17 protein-coding genes are annotated in these 17,610 nt (G+C 40.6%); 2 read left to right on the top strand and 15 right to left on the bottom strand.

The window, feature by feature from the left end; translation table 11 throughout:
* Positions 1–27: 27 nt before the first annotated feature.
* From PG418_RS08505 to PG418_RS08490, 4 genes are all read right to left on the bottom strand, one after another.
* Positions 28–777, bottom strand: coding sequence for a DUF6040 family protein (locus PG418_RS08505; RefSeq protein WP_009243742.1), 750 nt, complete (start codon positions 775–777; stop codon positions 28–30).
* Positions 716–2,437, bottom strand: coding sequence for a MobA/MobL family protein (locus tag PG418_RS08500; protein WP_117535163.1), 1,722 nt, complete (start codon positions 2,435–2,437; stop codon positions 716–718). Before PG418_RS08500 ends, PG418_RS08505 begins: the two co-directional genes overlap by 62 nt.
* Before the next feature lie 328 nt (positions 2,438–2,765).
* Positions 2,766–3,080, bottom strand: coding sequence for a relaxasome subunit MobC (locus PG418_RS08495; protein ID WP_108817247.1), 315 nt, complete (start codon positions 3,078–3,080; stop codon positions 2,766–2,768).
* 145 nt (positions 3,081–3,225) lie between these two features.
* The gene (locus tag PG418_RS08490; RefSeq protein WP_002578307.1) at positions 3,226–3,456 is read right to left on the bottom strand and encodes a helix-turn-helix domain-containing protein; all 231 of its coding nucleotides are present in this window, start codon (positions 3,454–3,456) and stop codon (positions 3,226–3,228) included.
* 175 nt (positions 3,457–3,631) lie between these two features.
* On the opposite strand from PG418_RS08490, the gene PG418_RS08485 reads away from it, so the two are divergent.
* A complete protein-coding gene (locus tag PG418_RS08485; RefSeq protein ID WP_108817232.1) occupies positions 3,632–4,261 on the top strand; it encodes a helix-turn-helix domain-containing protein in 630 nt (209 codons plus the stop codon).
* Between the two features lie 86 nt (positions 4,262–4,347).
* Positions 4,348–5,643, top strand: a complete 1,296-nt coding sequence (locus PG418_RS08480) for a tyrosine-type recombinase/integrase (protein ID WP_108817231.1) — start codon at positions 4,348–4,350, stop codon at positions 5,641–5,643.
* A gap of 139 nt (positions 5,644–5,782) precedes the next feature.
* Here PG418_RS08480 and PG418_RS08475 read toward each other — a convergent pair whose 3' ends face one another.
* The 11 genes from PG418_RS08475 to PG418_RS08425 form a co-directional block, all read right to left on the bottom strand.
* Positions 5,783–6,262 (bottom strand): hypothetical protein, encoded by a 480-nt coding sequence (locus PG418_RS08475; protein WP_498837286.1) that lies wholly within the window; start codon positions 6,260–6,262, stop codon positions 5,783–5,785.
* Between the two features lie 567 nt (positions 6,263–6,829).
* Complete coding sequence (locus tag PG418_RS08470) at positions 6,830–8,308, bottom strand: hypothetical protein (RefSeq protein WP_498837285.1); 1,479 nt, start codon at positions 8,306–8,308, stop codon at positions 6,830–6,832.
* A 40-nt stretch (positions 8,309–8,348) separates the two neighbouring features.
* On the bottom strand, positions 8,349–9,089 hold the full coding sequence (locus PG418_RS08465) for a hypothetical protein (protein ID WP_044999162.1): 741 nt from the start codon (positions 9,087–9,089) through the stop codon (positions 8,349–8,351).
* A gap of 18 nt (positions 9,090–9,107) precedes the next feature.
* Positions 9,108–9,791, bottom strand: coding sequence for a TIGR00266 family protein (locus PG418_RS08460; protein WP_055248349.1), 684 nt, complete (start codon positions 9,789–9,791; stop codon positions 9,108–9,110).
* A 40-nt stretch (positions 9,792–9,831) separates the two neighbouring features.
* Positions 9,832–10,182 carry a hypothetical protein gene (locus tag PG418_RS08455; RefSeq protein ID WP_055156125.1) on the bottom strand — a complete coding sequence of 117 codons (351 nt, stop codon included), beginning with the start codon at positions 10,180–10,182 and terminating at the stop codon, positions 9,832–9,834.
* 371 nt (positions 10,183–10,553) lie between these two features.
* On the bottom strand, positions 10,554–11,996 hold the full coding sequence (locus PG418_RS08450; protein WP_195412686.1) for a helix-turn-helix transcriptional regulator: 1,443 nt from the start codon (positions 11,994–11,996) through the stop codon (positions 10,554–10,556).
* Positions 11,997–12,190: 194 nt separating this feature from the next.
* Entirely contained in the window at positions 12,191–13,555 is a 1,365-nt protein-coding gene (locus PG418_RS08445; RefSeq protein ID WP_330376258.1) for an extracellular solute-binding protein, read from the bottom strand.
* Positions 13,556–13,705: 150 nt separating this feature from the next.
* Positions 13,706–14,329: a response regulator transcription factor gene (locus PG418_RS08440; RefSeq protein ID WP_055248353.1), complete on the bottom strand. Its 624-nt coding sequence runs from the start codon at positions 14,327–14,329 to the stop codon at positions 13,706–13,708.
* A complete protein-coding gene (locus tag PG418_RS08435) occupies positions 14,326–15,603 on the bottom strand; it encodes a sensor histidine kinase (protein WP_498837284.1) in 1,278 nt (425 codons plus the stop codon). The genes PG418_RS08440 and PG418_RS08435 overlap by 4 nt, the downstream gene beginning before the upstream one ends.
* Entirely contained in the window at positions 15,600–17,189 is a 1,590-nt protein-coding gene (locus PG418_RS08430; RefSeq protein ID WP_498837302.1) for a histidine kinase N-terminal 7TM domain-containing protein, read from the bottom strand. The genes PG418_RS08435 and PG418_RS08430 overlap by 4 nt, the downstream gene beginning before the upstream one ends.
* A gap of 220 nt (positions 17,190–17,409) precedes the next feature.
* Positions 17,410–17,514, bottom strand: a complete 105-nt coding sequence (locus PG418_RS08425; protein WP_416387131.1) for a 4Fe-4S binding protein — start codon at positions 17,512–17,514, stop codon at positions 17,410–17,412.
* Positions 17,515–17,610 lie beyond the last annotated feature (96 nt).

The following is a 17,610-nucleotide window of genomic DNA, read 5'->3' as shown; positions in this document are numbered from 1 at the left end:
AAGATTATGAAATTTCCCTGTCCTCTTTTAATAATATCCTCGTTCTTCCATCCAGTCTTTCACATAACATCTGATTCCAATATAAATAATATGCGACAGTAATAGCAATACAATAAGATTTATCGGATTAGCGTTTTTAATCCATTCTCCAAAGTAAATTACAACAGCTGTACTCGTTATCGCTACCACGATACTGATGATATCCCAACAATATTTCCGGTAGATTTTTCCTACCTGATAACCAATCCCGATTATCAGCCACCCGGTTATTACGAATAAAATTGCCATGACAGTACCGGCAATCAGCCAGTACACAATCCCGGAAAGAATACTGTTAGGTATTCCACTGCTTAACTGTCCGAAAGAGTCTGCACCTGTCACAAACTCCCGAAATAAACTTCCCATTCCTTTTCCTAACGCACCGAAAAAGACGATACAGTCGTTAAGGAAAACCGGCGAAAGAATCGCAGTAAACAGTGTTGTTGTTATGCTGTACCATGCCAGTAGAAACAAGATACTTTCATAACCAATCGTCATATTTTTATATTTCTTTTCTAACTGGCTTTTACGGCTATCGCATTTTTCTTTTGCTTTCCGGTAAGCAGTACGGTCACATTTTTCACATTTCTCATAAGGCACTTTTTTCTCAACAGCTACCTCTACCGTCTTTTGGTGTGTCTGTGCATAAAGTTTTTCCTGCTCTGCTTTTTCATACTTAAATTTCCATGCCACGGCTTCTGCGTCGGCTCTTTTCCTGCTGTCTGTCTCGCTGGTCAATCGTTCCTCTGTTTGCCTTAATCTTGTCCGCAATGCTTCGATATTCTCGGCTCTGTTTTCGCTGTTCAATTTCTCGTTCAAGGTCAGCGATTCGCTTAGCTGCCTGTTTAGTTCCTGGATTGTCTGGTCTTTCTGATCCAGTTCGTCCTGCATCTGTTCGGTCATCAGCAGAAGTTCTTCCACCTGCCCGACGTTCTCTAAGTTTCTGCATTCGCTCATCGATCTCCCTCGCTTTCTCTATCTGCTGTTTAAGGTCAGCAATTCGCTGTTCTGTTTCTGCAATAAGCTGTTCTCGTTGTTCAGCTTCTGCGTTAATTCCTGCCATTGCTGATTCTCGTTTTCCAACTGTTCGATTCTGGTTTTCTGTTGCTCGATCTGTGAGAGCAGTTCTTCTGTATCTGGCAAAAGATTTAGCAGCCTGGATAATTCGCTGTTTAAGCTTTTTAAACTCTGGTTCTGCTCCTGAAAAGACAGGAGCTGCCTGTCCCGTTCCTGCAATTCCTGTACCATCTCTGCCATAAGATTCTGCTGTTCCTCGATCTGGTTTATCATTGTCTCCATCATGGGAATGACTTCCCGGCTTTCTTCTAATGTCACGCAATCGCTCCTTCCATTGTGTTAATGCACTGGATACTTTTCCAAAAGAAATCTGTATTTTATCCAGCAGTGCATTTTGTCTTTTTATGATCTGGTTTTCCTCTACTTTCCATGAAGTAGAGGATGTCTGTCCGTTTTGAAATTTCTCGTCAATTTTTCTGGCATCTGCGCCCTCATGGATCGTCGGTATCTCTAATTTTCCCTGCCTTGCATAAGAACGGTGGTCAATGTGATTTTCCGTTTTCAAATGTGCATTACAGACGTTTGCCCATTCGCTCCGCCATAGCTCACAATTTTTCGGATTGTTCCACCCGGTAGCATCGGTTAATACACGTTTCCACTGTTTGCGGTTCCTTGTCCCGACTTTCTGGACTCCATTTTCATCAAGTACGGGGATTCGGATTCCATGACGGTCAGGGTTCTTTTTATCCTGCCACCAGTCCGGATGGGATTCATCCACCACAATATTTCCATTTTCATCTCTGACAAACTCCCAATCCTTGATTTCTTTGTTACCCCATGAGTGGTCTGAATTGAATGGTCGCATCGTCACCAGTAAATGCACATGGGGATTACCATCTCCTTTATCGTGGATACTCCAATCCGCACACATTCCCTTATCTACAAAGGTCTTTTGAATATATTCAGTTGTATAATCAATCTGTTCCTGTCGGCTCCATTCTTTCGGAAGTGAGAACTCAAATGACCTGCCGAGTTGTGCATCTGAACTTTTTTCTATCCTCAAGACTTCATTCCATAAACGCTGCTTCTGAAAAGTAAGTTTGAATTTTTCCAGTGCAGCATTTTGGTTATCTGCCCTTTTATATCGGACAGATTTCTGGAACCGTCTGATATTTTCAGCAGGTACATTCTGCCATTCCTGTGGTGCATTTTCACACATCAGCAGGCTGGTATAAACGACTTCTTTTTTTGAAGTATAGTAGCTGATCCTGCCTGTTTCTTCATTTTTCATCACATCGCCATTGAGATAAGCAGACGCCGATATGATGGATTTTCCTTTGCTGCGTCCAACAATCTTTACTGTATAATGAAAAATCGCCATGCTCCGTTTCCCCCATTCTGCCGTATCCGGCTTTGATTTCCGGCAGGTAACGTTTTTCCTAAAAGAAAATGGTATCTGCCGGAGCACCCTCTGCGTAAGAGTGCCCTGTGCATAACAGCCTGCATGGAATGTGCCCCTCTGGCGAAGAGTGCCTCCTGCGGCATGAGCAGGTCTGGCTGAAAGCCCCGCCGACGGAACGAGCCCGGCAAGCGTAAGCGCAGACCGGTTGCCACCTGTGGCAAACTTATACGGACGACCTCTGGTTGTCCATAAGTGCGCCCTTCATGAAAAAGCAATGAAGGGAATGGAAAACCCACTCCCTCCGGCATTACACTTCCTCCGTATTTGCAACTGGCTCTTTCTGCATTGCCTTTGAGAAAAACTTTCCGTTTGCTTCCTGCCTTTTTAAGAAGCCGATCAGCTTCGGGATATCTTCTTCCTCAATCGCAGAACCCAGCACTGATTCCACCGCACCGCCAATCTGGCAGAGCCTGTGTGTCCGCTTTTTGGTTTCCACATCTTTCTGACGTTTCTTCAGTTCCCGTTTCTGTGTTGCATACTGTTTTGCTTTCTCAAGGCTTTCCTGTTCTTTCTTTTCCAACTGGAGCATACGCTCCTCATAACTCTTTGTTGATCTTGCCATAAATATCATCGTCCTTTCTTTTTCTTCCAAACATAAGTTTCCTGTTGTCTGTCAGACGAAGTACATGGTATAATCTGTTTGCGTGTAGGTATATCATGACTCCGGTCTGATAGAACCTTTGGCGGTTTCTTCGGGAACCGCTTTTTTAAGTTGAACCGTTTCTTGTGACTGCTTTCACATTTCCCTTATCCCTCAAGTCCCTGCCCTCGTTGGCTTCCATAAAAAGTTCCAGCATATCCGTTTTGATCAGCACTTTCCTCCCGACCTTTAATACCGGAAGTTTCTTCCACTCCACCAGTTTTCTCAGGGTGTTCCTGCCGATTCCCGTATAATCAGCAGCTTCCTCAATAGATAAGGCAATCTTTCTTTGTGTCATATGACCACCTCCTCTTTAGTTGCATTATGCAATTTCATTTGTGCTGTCAGTATAGCGTGTTTATATTGCTTTGTCAAGCATTATGAAATTATGTTTCTTTTTCTTAAATTGCATATTGCAATATATTTTGTTGCGTGGTATAGTAATGACATACCGAAAAAGGAGGCACATCAGCATGAAAGATAAAGAACTACGCAAGCTGATCGGCAGCAGGGCAAAACAGCGCCGTCTCGAATTAAATCTGACACAGCCTTATGTCGCAGAGAAGATGGGAGTTACCGCTTCCACAATCCTGCGTTATGAGAATGGTTCGATTGACAATACCAAAAAGATGGTACTGGAAGGTCTTTCGGAAGCACTTCATGTATCGATTGAATGGCTCAAAGGGGAAACCGATGAATATGAAACTGATATTACGGATAAGAAAGAATTACTGATTCGTGATGCGATGAGTGATATTCTCAAACAGTTACCGCTCGACCTCAATAAAACAGAAGACGCATTTTCCAAAGACTTACTGCTGTTAATGTTAAAGCAATATGAACTGTTTCTGGATTCGTTTCAGTTCGCCTGTAAAAATTACAAGGGCAGTACCAAAGATGCGGACATTGCCAAAGTAATGGGCTTTGAATCGAAAGATGAATATAACGAGATCATGTTTCTCAGGGAGATCACACATACTGTCAACGCATTTAACGATATGGCAGATGTGATAAGACTCTATTCTAAGAAACCGGAAACAGCAGAACAAAGACTTGCCAATCTTTTATCCGAAGTTATGTATGAGGATTCTGAATCGGTATAGTAAGACAACCGGAGTTGTGATATACTTACACGCAAGAAGCATTTCAACAGTTCCGATTGTCTGATATCGAAAGGAGACATACGATTATGGCAAAAGGATCTGTTAGAAAAAAAGGAAAAAAATGGTACTATCGCTTCTATGTAGAAGATGCAAGCGGTAAAATGGTTCAGAAAGAATATGCTGGAACCGAAAGTAAAAGTGAGACGGAAAAACTTCTCCGCAAAGCACTGGAAGATTACGAAAATAAGAAGTTTGTCGCAAAGGCAGACAGCCTTACGGTAGGAGAGCTTCTGGATATGTGGGCGGAAGAAGAACTGAAAACCGGGACACTCAGCAACGGCACAGTGGAAAATTATCTTGGTGCAATCCGCTGTATCAAAAAACACCCGATTGCAGACCGCAAACTGAAAACAGTTACTGCCGAACATTTACAGGCATTTCTTGATCTGCTTACATTCGGTGGTGAGTTTCCAGACGGGAAAGTAAGAAAGGGATACAGCAAAGATTATATACATTCTTTTTCCGCAGTGTTACAGCAGTCATTCCGTTTTGCAGTATTTCCAAAACAACTAATCAGTTTCAATCCGATGCAATATATCAAACTGAAACGACAGGCAGAGGAAGTTGACCTCTTTTCCGATGATGAAGTGGAAGAAGGCACACAGCCGATTTCACACGAGGATTACGAGCGACTTATCAAGTATCTGGAAAAGAAAAACCCACCTGCCATTCTGCCGATTCAGATTGCGTATTATGCCGGGCTCCGTATCGGAGAAACCTGTGGTCTTACATGGCAGGACATTAACCTTGAGGAACAATGCCTGACCATAAAACGCAGTATCCGCTACGACGGCATAAAACACAAAAACATTATCGGACCAACGAAACGGAAGAAAGTAAGGATTGTTGATTTTGGCGATACTCTGACTGAAATATTAAAAGCTGCCAGAAAGGAACAACTCAAAAACCGGATGCAGTATGGCGAATTATATCACCGCAATTACTACAAAGAAGTTCATGTGAAAAACAGAGTCTATTATGAATACTATCATCTTGCCGGAACACAGGAAGTCCCGGCAGATTACAAAGAAATCTCCTTTGTCTGCTTAAGACCGGATGGCTCTTTGGAACTGCCGAGTACACTCAGCATTGTATGCAGATCAGTGTCAAAAAAACTGGAAGGATTTGAAGATTTCCATTTCCACCAGTTACGTCACACCTACACCAGCAATCTGCTTTCCAATGGGGCTGCACCGAAAGATGTACAGGAACTGTTAGGACACTCTGATGTCAGTACCACAATGAATATTTACGCTCACTCAACAAGAAAAGCAAAGCGGGATTCCGCAAGACTTCTTGATAAAGTAGTGAGCAATGCTTAACTAAAAATTTCCCTTATTTCCCTTGCGGATTCCGCATAAGGGCAAAAATAAGGGAAAATACATATCATTTCACTATCTAAGAGGCTGTAAGCCTTGAAAAATAAGGAAAGTTCAGGAAATCTCTCCACAAATTCCGATTTCATGATATCATTTCTAATACAGATTTTACCGCATTTTTCAGGTTCAGTCCATTTTTTAATCCCAGTCGGTAGAAAAACTCTTCTGTTTCTGCTCCACTGCTAAAAATTGCATTACAGTATTCCGTAATCACTTCTTCCTGTTCTGGTGATAACGTTTCCAGTAATTCCTGGTATTTCTTATCAATCTCACTTACCGGCTCTTTATCCTGATTTAACTTCCATTCTGAATATGCTTTCCCCATATGCTCTGTAATTGTCAGATTCACAAATTCCTGCACTTCCTCTGATATGGTACTCGTAGATTCCTGTTTATCTTTCTTTTTATCATTTGATTTTTCAAGTGTCGTGTCATCAATATAGCGAATGATTTCTCGAATATTTGACTTCATCGACTGCAAATATCCCTTGATCAACACTGCAAGTTTTCTTGCTTCAGACGCTTCTGTTTCAGGATTCGACAAATATAATTCTTCCATCATCTATTTTTACCTTTCTATGTATAGCATACTCAAAAGTTTTCCACCATCATCCCAGGATAAAATCCTGTAATCCACATTTCACGACCTCAAGCACTGCAACTATCCCCATACCGATATGCGGAAGGAGTACAAACACTACTGTCGTAATTGAAAAAGCAAAACAGTCCAGATATATTGAAACATTCTATAATACAGTCTGTATTCATAGTCATTGTGGATATTTGTCTCCAAATGAATATGAGGAACAATATCTGAAAAACTTGGAAACGGACGTAACAAACTTAGCGAGTTAACAATTACAAAAAATGGGAAATTGGTTACATTTAATTTGTACTTTTTCTTGACATAGGACCAGTTATGGCATAGACCAAAAAATCACTCGATAAAAAGGAGGGGATCCTGATGTTGATCCTCTATGCCATTTATGTTGTATATATCTGTATACGATAAATATGAAAATTGATTCACTGATGTGATAAAATTCTACCTTTATATTGGAAACAGGAAACAGAAAAATCGCTTGCCGGCAGATAAATTTCTGCCGGCAAGCGATTTTTATTTTTTCAATTAAAATCCTGTCAATCTGAAAAACATCAATTCATTTGCTGATCCGTCGTCTCGTTCCTGTGTCAGCATAATTAACAGAGAGCCGTCATCTAAAAGCTGCATATCTTCCAGCCATGGATAACTGACACCAAATATGTCCTCTGTAGAAATTGCACCTACGTGCGTTCCATCTTTTGCCCAAAATTGTATTTCACGCATATTTCCATCTGCAGCCACAAAACCATTTTCTGTTTCCGCCATGCCTGTAATGGAACCGAGCTTGTCCGGAGAACTGATATCTTCTCCACCTAATTTCAAAAGCTGATTGCCATCATAATCATAGACAACAATTTTTGTGCCTTCATCTTCCACAGCCATGGAGCCGGCAACCATAATATGACTATTCGTGATCTGTACGTCATCTATCATAGAAAACAGTCCCTTGCGTTCTTCATCTTTATTTAATCCGGTCAGTATCCACGGTTCTGCCGTCAGGTTACCGCCTTGATTCGCAATCTTCTGAGTATCACTGTTCACCCAGAAACTGATTCCCCATTCTCCGGATGGATGCATATTCAGATCTCCGTCTACTGTTGTCTGAAGTGCCTTTTTCCCATCTTTTACGCCAATTACATCTCCAATTCCAGGCGAAAGATATAACATTCCACTGCTGTCCCCAGACAAATATTCAAAATCATCGTCTAATTCCATCGAAGATACGAATTCAAGTCCACTTTCTGAATATTCATAAGTATCCAGTTTGTTCTCCAGCAAATGGAACACTTGATTGCCCTGTTTTACAAACTGATGATCCATAATCTGCATAACTCCCTGTGCTTCTTTAAATGGGATATATTTCGGAACGATTGTATAAGAACCTACCATCTGCTCTGCCAATACAGGTTCAACAGGCTCTCCCTCCCATGGCCATGGTGCGCCTTTATTTCCTTCATCCTCTAATTTCAGCACAATTCCTTCTAACAATTCTTTGTCAGAATCATCTATTTCCTGTCCTCTTACTCTGATATCATAGGATGTGCCAGACTGTTCATAACGATACATATACGTTTTTTCTATGGAATTACTTTCCGGCATTGCTGTATATTCTGCATTTCCTATTGTTACAGTGTCCATTTTTCCTTCAGCATATGCCTCTAAATCCACTCCAAAGGCAATTAAACTCTTTCGATATGTATATGAATCCTCCTTGGTCGCTTCTATAGAAATGACATTCTCGGATCCATCTACTGTATCTCCATCAAAAAATCTAACGTAAGAATATTCTTCATCTTTCTTCATATTCTCTTTATCGTAGTTCCATGCCTTCGGATAATACACTGTAAATAAACTTAATTTAAGACTTTCTCTGTCTTTAAATTCTGTTTCTTCCTGCTCTGCTTTTTCCGATTTTTTCTTCTCCGGATTCTTTTTTTGTCCACATGCCGCTATCATCATCATGCATATCATGATACACAGCACACACCATAGTTTCTTTTTCATGGCGTCTTCCCTCCTTTCATGATTTCCACATCCTTTTCAGTTATTCACTGTCACTTTTTACACAGTGGAATGTGTAGTAGTCATCATCATCACTGTAGTCTACTTTCAAAGTACCATCGTCATTTATCATCACTGTAAGAGATGGATTTTCTGATTCAATCGAACAATATCCCAGTGCAACTGACCATGGGAAAGTCCCAATCTCCTCCCCTTTATAAATAACTGTTACATTACGGTCACTTTTGAAATCAAGACGCAGTGCATCATTGATGTTGTCTACTCCTTCCATAGAAGTCTGAGGTCCGTCTCCTAAAAGTTCTTCCACGCTTTCTGCAGCCCACTCACCTATGACTGCATTTTCCTCCTCTGTCAGATAGAGTGCCGGATCCATTGCATCCGTTCCATCCTTTGCAAAAATCACCTTTACTCCCATCTCGAGCATATTATCAAAAGAAATAATATCTTTTCCGATGATTCCCACCATCTCTTCTCCTTCGATGCTCAAGATAAACTGATTATCTTCGACAGACCATTTTCCATTCCCGGTAGTGTCTCCAACTGAAAAGGAAACTTTTCCGTTGTTTTTTACTTCAAATTCAAAAGCACCTCCGAAAGTTTCATCTATACTGACAGACATTCCCATCATCTGAGCGGACACCGCTACCCATTTTCCTTCATACGGGTTCTTCTCTCCTGTTTTTCCGGAGCCTCCACAACCAATCAGCGCTATCATACTGATAATAAGCACCAGTCCAAATAACAAATTCAACTTCTTTCTCATAATCTTCTCCCCTTTCAATTACTTCTTATCTGCAAAAAAAGGAGTCAGCAATTCTGCCACCTTACTGATTGGCATTGTCTGCAAGATCACCTTTCCCGGTCCTTTCACAACGGTATTAAAAATGCCTTCTCCTCCAATCAGCATATTTTTTACTCCTTTTACAGCTACAACATCCATAGTGCAGGTTTCTTCCATTGCCGCTAAGTACCCCGTACTGATCAAAATTTCCTGTCCTGCACTCAAATCATACTCCACTGCATATCCATCAATTTCTACAAACGCGGTTCCATTTCCGCTCAATCTCTGCATAATGAAACCTTCTCCTCCAAATATGCCTTTCCCTAATTTTTTCTGAAAATGCATGGACAGTTCTACGCCTTCTTCTGAAGCAAGGAATGCACTCTTCTGCACGATCATGGAGTGACCGTTGCTAATCTCCAATGCTTTGATCGCTCCCGGAAAACTTGATGCAAATGCAATCATTCCGTCTGCACCTTCTGCGGTATATCTGTTTTGAAACGCAGAATCACCAGACATCAGTCTGCCGAACATTTTCTTCATTCCGCCTCCGGAAATCGTCTCCATTTTCATGTTCGGGCTCATCCAGCTCATACTTCCGCTTTCTGTGATCATAGATTCTCCTGCTGATAATTCACATACAACAACTGGTAAATTTCCTCCTAAAATCTCATATTTTTTCATAACAAAGTTCTCCTTTCTTTTTCATTTTTCTTTTTTGTTTTCATCCTACAACAGTACCTTTTTCATTAAGCTTTGTAGCACATTGCACACACATATCCAGATCATCACAGATTAAAAAGCAATGGTCACATACAAGACGCTTACATATCGGACAAATATTAAAGATCTCTTTCGCCTGATTCAATGCTTTTTGAAATGCTAAATTCTTTTCCCGTTCATAAAGTGTATCATAAATAATCTTCCGATTTTCATTTTCCGGTTTTTTCCCCGCTCTGGAAAAACGAATTGGTGTACTTTTCCATACTGTTTTACATTCCATGCAGCATAGTGAAAAGCAAAACTCATCCGGCGTAGAACAATCTATTAAATCCTTTTTCGTAATATATTCCACATTTTTAACCTCCTTGTTAACCTCTTTGCTCTATCACCATCCTATTCTCTGTTCTCCCTCCTTACCCATTGCCTTTATTTTTTTCTCTGATCGGGCGGCCACCATTTCGTAATAAAAGCGTAGCAGATTCAGAAAGCAAATACTATGGTCGCCATTCGTATATTATGCTTATTCACCAAAATACGAACGATTAGTATACTATATATAGCGTTTTATCCTTATCTCTCCGCTATATATACGCAATATCTTTTTGTGAAAATATAAAAGAGATCTATCGGCAAACAAAAAAAAGACCCTAGCATCATTTCTGATGCTAAGATCTTGATTGGTCATCTTAACTTAATGACATTGCTGTAAAGACTCTTTTTCGTTTACTCAGTTCTGCTATATGTCAGCTTATCTAACTGATTACATTTTCGAAATAACTCAATATACAGCATTAATTCCTCTCTGACAGTTATCCCCAGTTTTCGATTCATATTTGTATTATGCTTTCTCGCTGTTCCAATACTGATATAAAGCAAAGAAGCAATCTCCTGTATCGTGTATCCATCAACATAATACTGAAGAACCATCCTCTCTGACGGAGTCAGAGTTTCCACGCGCAAAGCAAACGCCTTGAGCATTTCTTCTATATTCGGAGGAATGCCTCCATTTTCCAGTTTCTCCGTATTCCTTTTTTTCTGCATAAAATCAACCAGTGCATCCACTTCTGAAATGCCTGATAAGTTTTCGTCCGTCAGCGTATCCTCCTGCAGTGCTTTTAAACTCCGAAGAATCGGCTTCACAAAACGATGGGACATACCGACAGAAACAACCAATAATAAAATCAGGAACAACAACGTACCGATGATCCAGTCCCTTCGATTGTCCGCTGTTAATTTTTCATAATTCGCTTCTGATATTAATGTCAGTACCGCAAGCGGCATACCATTACAACTCTTCAATCCAAGCAATTCATGCCTGCCTATATAATTCCCGAAAGCGGTAGAATATGTATTATAATATTTTCCTTTCTTCACTGTCATCGTTCCTGATGGTGAAAGATACGTTTCTTTTGTATCTCCGAACATCGCCTTATCCAGATAGATGTTTCCTTTTTTGTCCACAGGAGCCAGTACTGTCACTATATTCCCACAGGAACCTTCCACCATAGGATAAGACAGCCTGAAATACAGATTACTCATCTCCATACCGCACAAACCGCGTACTTTTCCGGTACTGTCTAAAACCGGGACATATAAAAGCTGCACATCCTCCCATGTATCACTCAGCTCCAGCCGGTCTGTCCACAGGCAGCTCTCTACCAGCCGGTTTCCATCAAACTGCATAATCTGTTCATACCCCGACAATGCGGACGTATCAAATTCTAAATTCCAACGGTTATGGAGCTGTACCTGCTCTGCTCTTGCAATATCAGCATTTCCCCTGAAAAAAGCTACGTGCTGTTTGCTTGTATTTACTGCCTTTAAATCAGACAGGCGCAGGTAGATTCCCATGCGTGATGTATCTGCATATTCCGTCTTCGTATTTACCGTTGCATCCAATACAACAAAAACTCCACTGCAATATTTCACATCCAATGCAGATTTTAAGGAGGGATACAGCGCAGCCTCTAAATCCATGATCAGCTGAGGATTATCATTCAAATTTGAAAATGTCTTTCCATTGTCTGTCAGGCATTGGTTCAATTCTTTTGTAATATCTTCCGATAAAGAAATACTTCTCGCCATCATAATATCAGTCTGCTCTGTCATAGTTGACAACGTATTTTTCTGCTGGGCAGACAACATTTCCCGTACTTTAAAATCCATTCCCGGAAGGACTCCCAAAATACTGAGTAATAGAACTGTCACTAAAAAAAGTGTTAAAATCACCACGCACCAATAAACAATCAGTCTTTGCTGCATACGGATGCTTTGTCTCTTTATTCCTTTTATAATCTTCCAAAAATTTATTTTCTTTTCTCCCATATGTCAGCCACCTCTTTTTGCCGATCCGGCAGACATTATTGTGTGTATGCTGCTTTGAAATCCTCTAATGTCTCTGAAACAAGTTTATCCATATCTTCCGGATGTTCCTGCCACTCCAACCGCTTTACTGACAGGGTTTGCCTGATAAGTTCTTCAAACTTTGTTTCCAGATCCAGATAGGAATCCAATTTCGGAGCAGTATAAAATGTATAGTTCTCCTGCGTCTTTAAAAAAGCCTGATACAGGGATACATACATCGGATCACTTAACTTCTCGATCGCCTCCGGAAGGTAAACATCGAAAGCTTCCTGCTTTACCGGCATATATCCAAGACTGGTCACAAATTCCACATTCTTTTGGGCCTCCGTCAGCCATTTAAGAAACGTAATACAGGCTTTTTCTTTTTCCGGTGTAGATTTTACCGTACAAATACCGGCCCCCCGCTGCATGACCATCGTTTCTCCCCTGGCAAATACGGGACATGGCATGGAAACAATCTCTACTTTTTCCGATGTATTATCCGCATACGTAACTTCGTCTGAATAATACAACACGCTGGCTGACGAAGCCACCGATACAATCGAATCTCCCGTTCGCAAAGGTTCCGTTGCATAACCGCTGCGAAGCCATACTCCTCCGGACAGTGCCGCTTTTGCATAAGGTTCCCATACTGTTTGAAATTCCGGTCCGAAAGCCAGATTTTCTCCCTTAAAGAAATTTTCACCCAGAGATTCTACACCTACCTGAAAATAGTTAAAATGATAATCATGAACGAAAAAATTCTTTCCATCATCAGGAATGTCCGGCGTCTGGTTATCTGTCCATGCAGCATATTGTTCTGCCATTGCGAAGAGTCCTTCCCATGTTTTTAAATCTTCCATCTTCGCTCCTGTTTCTTTCGCGAAACGATCAAATGCTGTTTTATTGATAAACATAACTTCCGTTGATTTTGCTACCGGCAAAATGGAAAGTCTTTCATGAATGACACCTTCTTCCAAAAAAGCCGGAATGAATTCGTTCAGTTCTTCTTCTGTAAAATAATCATAATAATCTACAAGTTCCGTATCATCCGGCATCGCCAGAACTGTTTTAGGATAGGAAACAAACATATCCGGCAGTTTAGAGGCTCCCGGATCTCCAAATGCGGATGCCAGTACATTTTCATGTATCGTATTCGTATTTGTAACACTGCCAACCTGTACTCGGATATTTTCCTCTTTTCCAATCGTTTCATTAAATTCATCAATCAGATCGTTTAATGGCGATTCTGTCTGTCCGCCATATACATGCCACAATGTAACGGTTACCGGATCTTCTTTTTTCTTCTGCCCACACCCTGTAAAAACTATAACCGCAATCATTACCAAGAACAGGCAGCTTCTTCTCATAATATATCTCATATTATTTATCTCCTTTCCAGACAGTGTCTTATAAACAATCTGACATCTCAACGAAGAAAAGAACCATCGGATTGAGACACTTTCACATAGTATATGATATCGGTTTTCAGAGTCTTAAGCACTCCCCATATGGGTAGTAAAATGCTATTTTTAAAATCCATTTATAATCAGATTTTTCTTTGTAACAGCTACCGCCAATTTCGTTTTGGAATCAAAATTCGTTTTCTGCAACATATTTTTGATATGCCATTTTACAGTTTCCGGTGATATACACAAGCTCTCTGCAATTTTTTTATAGGATTCTCCTTCCACCACTAATCGCAGAACTGCTAATTCTCCCGGTGTAAAATCACAGCTTTTCGCCGTTCCGATCATCACAACCGGCGGAGCATCCGGATACACGTTCTCCCCTTTCATCGTACGATCCATAACCTCCAACAGTTCTTCTTTACCGGCATCTTTATACCAAAAACTTTCTACTCCCGCTTTGCGCGCCCTGTCAATAAAACTGCACTCTACTAAAGAAGTCACGATAATTACTTTTATCTGGGGCATTGTCTTTTTAATCTTCTCCGCTGCCACAAGACCACTCTCATCATTCTCCGTACAGACATCCATCAAGACAAGTTCACACCTGCTCTGTCTGCATACGGTTTCTGCCATAGCTGCGTTTGTGATAGAAGCCGCCAGACAATATCTCCCACTGGACTGAATATAATTTTCCATATCTTCCCGAGCCATACGCTGGTCTTCCACGATTAGTACCCGTATCATCTCCGCACCTCCTTTGGTATCTTAACGATTATTGAAAATTTTGACTCCGCACAAATTCTCAATGTACCTCCATATTGCTCCACCCTTTTTCGTATACCGGATAATCCTCCTCCTTCTTTGACATCCTTCTCCGTTGTTTGTCCATTATCTGTAATCACCATAATCCATTCTTGTTCCCCACTACTGCATTTTACATACAGTTCGCTTGCCCCTGCATGGCGGACACAGTTGGAAAGTGCCTCCAAAAGTATTATATCCATCAGTTCGAAAATATGAGATTCCCAGACTTGTTCTCCTGTATAAATGATTTTCACACCCAAAATCTCCGCTCTTTCCTGCACCTGCCTGTGCAGTTGTTCGCCTTTCACGGACTCGTTATCTTTATTCAGCAAGTCTAATGTCTGCTTCCATTGCGAAAGGAAAACATCCCGGTCTGCTTCCGATTCGCGCAGCAACATCCGCTGTGCCGCCAGGACGCTATATCCCAGATTATCATGCACTCTCATTTTCATAGATAACATTTCTTCTTCTCTGGTCAGCGTTATTACATTCTTAGAAAGTTCTTTCATAGCCACAGACATTTCCTGAAGTTTCTGATTTTCTTCCTTCAGCGACACTTTGTTCCGATATAATTCCGACACTTCAGAAGCAAGAACTTGAAAAAAATGATCTCCGGCTGTCGTAATAATCTCTTTCTCTGAAAATTTCCACACACTTCCATCGGCTAAGCAATATACTTTCAAATCAACATCATAAAATACATTCTCTTTCAGAGGATGTCCCAGTGCTTCCTCCAGTTCTGTAATATTCTGTATATCTCTTCCCGCCAGATTCTGGCAAATTTGATACATTTTTCGATTCATCAGTTTAGGCATTCCGTTCCCATCAAAAAAAACAATTCCACTCGGCAAATTGTCCAGACTTTCCTGAACTGCATTTTCCCTCAGGCAGCTCTTGCGGTACTTATAAATTCCAAAAATCTTCAATCCCACATATAAAAAAACACCAATTCCTATAACAATTAAAATCACATACGGTATTTTAAATAATATCATGGAATCTTCTTCGTAAAACGCCCGTTGCCACACACACAAGACAGCTGTTATAAGGAAAATAACTATAAGCAATACACTGTCCAGCAGCAACATCTTTCTTTGTCTTTTTCCTGTTCCTTCATAAATAACCAGAATCATACACAGCAAAGTCAAAAAAATAAAAAAACAAACAATCGTAATCTGATACTCCGGTGAACAGTTTTCAAATGTTTTTATCATTTGCCGCTACCTCCTCCCAGAATCAGAGAAAGCAGCCATGATCCGTCAAAATCCTGCTCCGCATAAGCTCCATATCGTCTTGCAATTTCCTGCAGATCTGTTTTGCATTCCACACTCATAGACATGATGATCCGCGCCTCTATGCGTTTCAGATTTACATTAAATGCCGACAGATCTTCCAAAGATTCCTCTATGACTGCTTCAAAAAAATCATAAATCTGCATAGCATCTTCACTTCGTATTTCTTCTAACGCGGTGGAAAAACCTGCCTCAACATGATTCCATTCCAGATTCTTTATCGTTTCCCTGAAACATAACTCCAACTCTCTTATCGGAAATTTTACTGTCTGCTCCGCAATAAAAATAAGATTACTACGCCTTTTTATATAGGCTCCGATCACAACTATCTTCCCTAATATTTTTTCCCTTTTGTTCTCATCTTCTTCCATAGAATATGCTTCAATGAATTCCGTCAAAAGTTTACTCTGCCTTGCCGTCTGTTTCTGTATTTTATCATACAGCTGATTCTTCACAGAAAGTTTTTCTACTTCTCTTTTTGTTCTCAGATTTTCTTCCTCAATCAGATTCGCATCTTTTAATTCTTCCTTCCGATCTTCAAGCTCTCTTACGATTTCCTGTAATTCTGACAGGTTTTCCTTCCACAACACATAGCCTCCCAAAATTGGTTTTCCCGACAGCCTGATCCCATTTTCTAACATGATCGGACATTGAACTACCTGCCTTACGATTTCCGGTGCAATACATTCCGAATCCTGAGATTGATAAATGCATTTTCCACTCTGATCTGTAATCTGTGCTGAAATTGTAGATGCTGCAAATAATTGTGCGTATCCTGTATTGGAAGGAATCAATCCGCACTGGATGCAACTTTCAATGATCAAAGCAAACAGAAGGCATAATGCAGCTGTCATATCGCTCGAAAATATTTTCCAGAAGGGCAGATTCAGATAATAGGCGATGCCATAGACAACCGACAGACCATAAGCACCAAAAGGCATCCAAAGCATTTTCCTGTTTTTAATTTTTCTACACCTTAATAGAATAATCAAGAGTGCTGCCAGCAGACATCCAAGATCCCAGGCGACTATAGCATAATACATTGCTCCATATCCATAGACTCCTACTTCATAGGAAGCTGCTTCCCCCAGTCTTCCCTCCGGGAAAGTAAAAACTAACTGGTGCAGATCATTCGTTAATACAATCCCTATCAGAAACAATGCCGGAAAAAACAGCAGACACCGTCTTTCCGGTAATTTATAATTCTCCGGCTGCCGTATATAAAATGCCAGATAAAGACTGACCGTAGGGAGTAACAGCATAGGAATATAATAAAGATACCAGGCGTAGCGCAGTGCTGTCGGCATCTCATACGGTATTTCAAATTTACACATACGAACGAGCATCCAAAAAACCATCATCACTGCAACCATTATTAAACAACGACGGGGTTCCTTTTGGATAATTCTCTTTTGAAAAGAAATCGCCCATACCAGATAAAGTCCTATATAAATAAAAGGCCTTAAAAGGTGACAAATAGATTGCAGATAAGGATTGGTAAAGGACACATAATGAAGCAGAACTGCCACACCTACGCATAGTACTACACTTCCGACGTATACTGTAAATTTCTTTTTCTCTGACACTGTGCGTACTCCTTCCTGTTACATTTTGCACTATATCTTGTTTGCAGTATATCATAATCTACATTCCAAATTATATCTTTTATTTTTGGTGTATGTACAAAACTCGACTTTGCCATTGCAGCTATATCTCCAACTCCATTTTTTAATGCAATGCTTTGGTCGGACAGACCTTCGTACATTCATAACAGAGTATGCACTCCGTTCCTCTCTTTCGTTTGCGGGATTCCTTATTGACCTCCACATTCATTGGGCAGACACACAGACATTTTCCACAATGAACACATTTGCTTTCATCGCAGTGAACACGCAGGATTGAAAAACAGTGGACCGAATATCTTCGCGA

Source organism: Bariatricus sp. TF06-38A, assembly GCF_027690675.1.
Classification (GTDB): domain Bacteria; phylum Bacillota; class Clostridia; order Lachnospirales; family Lachnospiraceae; genus Allocoprococcus; species Allocoprococcus comes.
The sequence above is the reverse complement of the archived record's forward strand: the minus strand, read 5'-3'. Positions and strand labels throughout refer to the sequence as shown.

Bases quoted from the DNA above. Each gene is read 5' to 3' on its own strand.
- PG418_RS08500 (WP_117535163.1), bottom strand. From the start codon at position 2,437: ATGGCGATTTTTCATTATACAGTAAAGATTGTTGGACGCAGCAAAGGA.
- PG418_RS08495 (WP_108817247.1), bottom strand. From the start codon at position 3,080: ATGGCAAGATCAACAAAGAGTTATGAGGAGCGTATGCTCCAGTTGGAA.
- PG418_RS08490 (WP_002578307.1), bottom strand. From the start codon at position 3,456: ATGACACAAAGAAAGATTGCCTTATCTATTGAGGAAGCTGCTGATTAT.
- PG418_RS08485 (WP_108817232.1), top strand. From the start codon at position 3,632: ATGAAAGATAAAGAACTACGCAAGCTGATCGGCAGCAGGGCAAAACAG.
- PG418_RS08480 (WP_108817231.1), top strand. From the start codon at position 4,348: ATGGCAAAAGGATCTGTTAGAAAAAAAGGAAAAAAATGGTACTATCGC.
- PG418_RS08475 (WP_498837286.1), bottom strand. From the start codon at position 6,262: ATGATGGAAGAATTATATTTGTCGAATCCTGAAACAGAAGCGTCTGAA.
- PG418_RS08470 (WP_498837285.1), bottom strand. From the start codon at position 8,308: ATGAAAAAGAAACTATGGTGTGTGCTGTGTATCATGATATGCATGATG.
- PG418_RS08465 (WP_044999162.1), bottom strand. From the start codon at position 9,089: ATGAGAAAGAAGTTGAATTTGTTATTTGGACTGGTGCTTATTATCAGT.
- PG418_RS08460 (WP_055248349.1), bottom strand. From the start codon at position 9,791: ATGAAAAAATATGAGATTTTAGGAGGAAATTTACCAGTTGTTGTATGT.
- PG418_RS08450 (WP_195412686.1), bottom strand. From the start codon at position 11,996: ATGGATTTTAAAGTACGGGAAATGTTGTCTGCCCAGCAGAAAAATACG.
- PG418_RS08445 (WP_330376258.1), bottom strand. From the start codon at position 13,555: ATGAGATATATTATGAGAAGAAGCTGCCTGTTCTTGGTAATGATTGCG.
- PG418_RS08440 (WP_055248353.1), bottom strand. From the start codon at position 14,329: ATGATACGGGTACTAATCGTGGAAGACCAGCGTATGGCTCGGGAAGAT.
- PG418_RS08435 (WP_498837284.1), bottom strand. From the start codon at position 15,603: ATGATAAAAACATTTGAAAACTGTTCACCGGAGTATCAGATTACGATT.
- PG418_RS08425 (WP_416387131.1), bottom strand. From the start codon at position 17,514: ATGAATGTGGAGGTCAATAAGGAATCCCGCAAACGAAAGAGAGGAACG.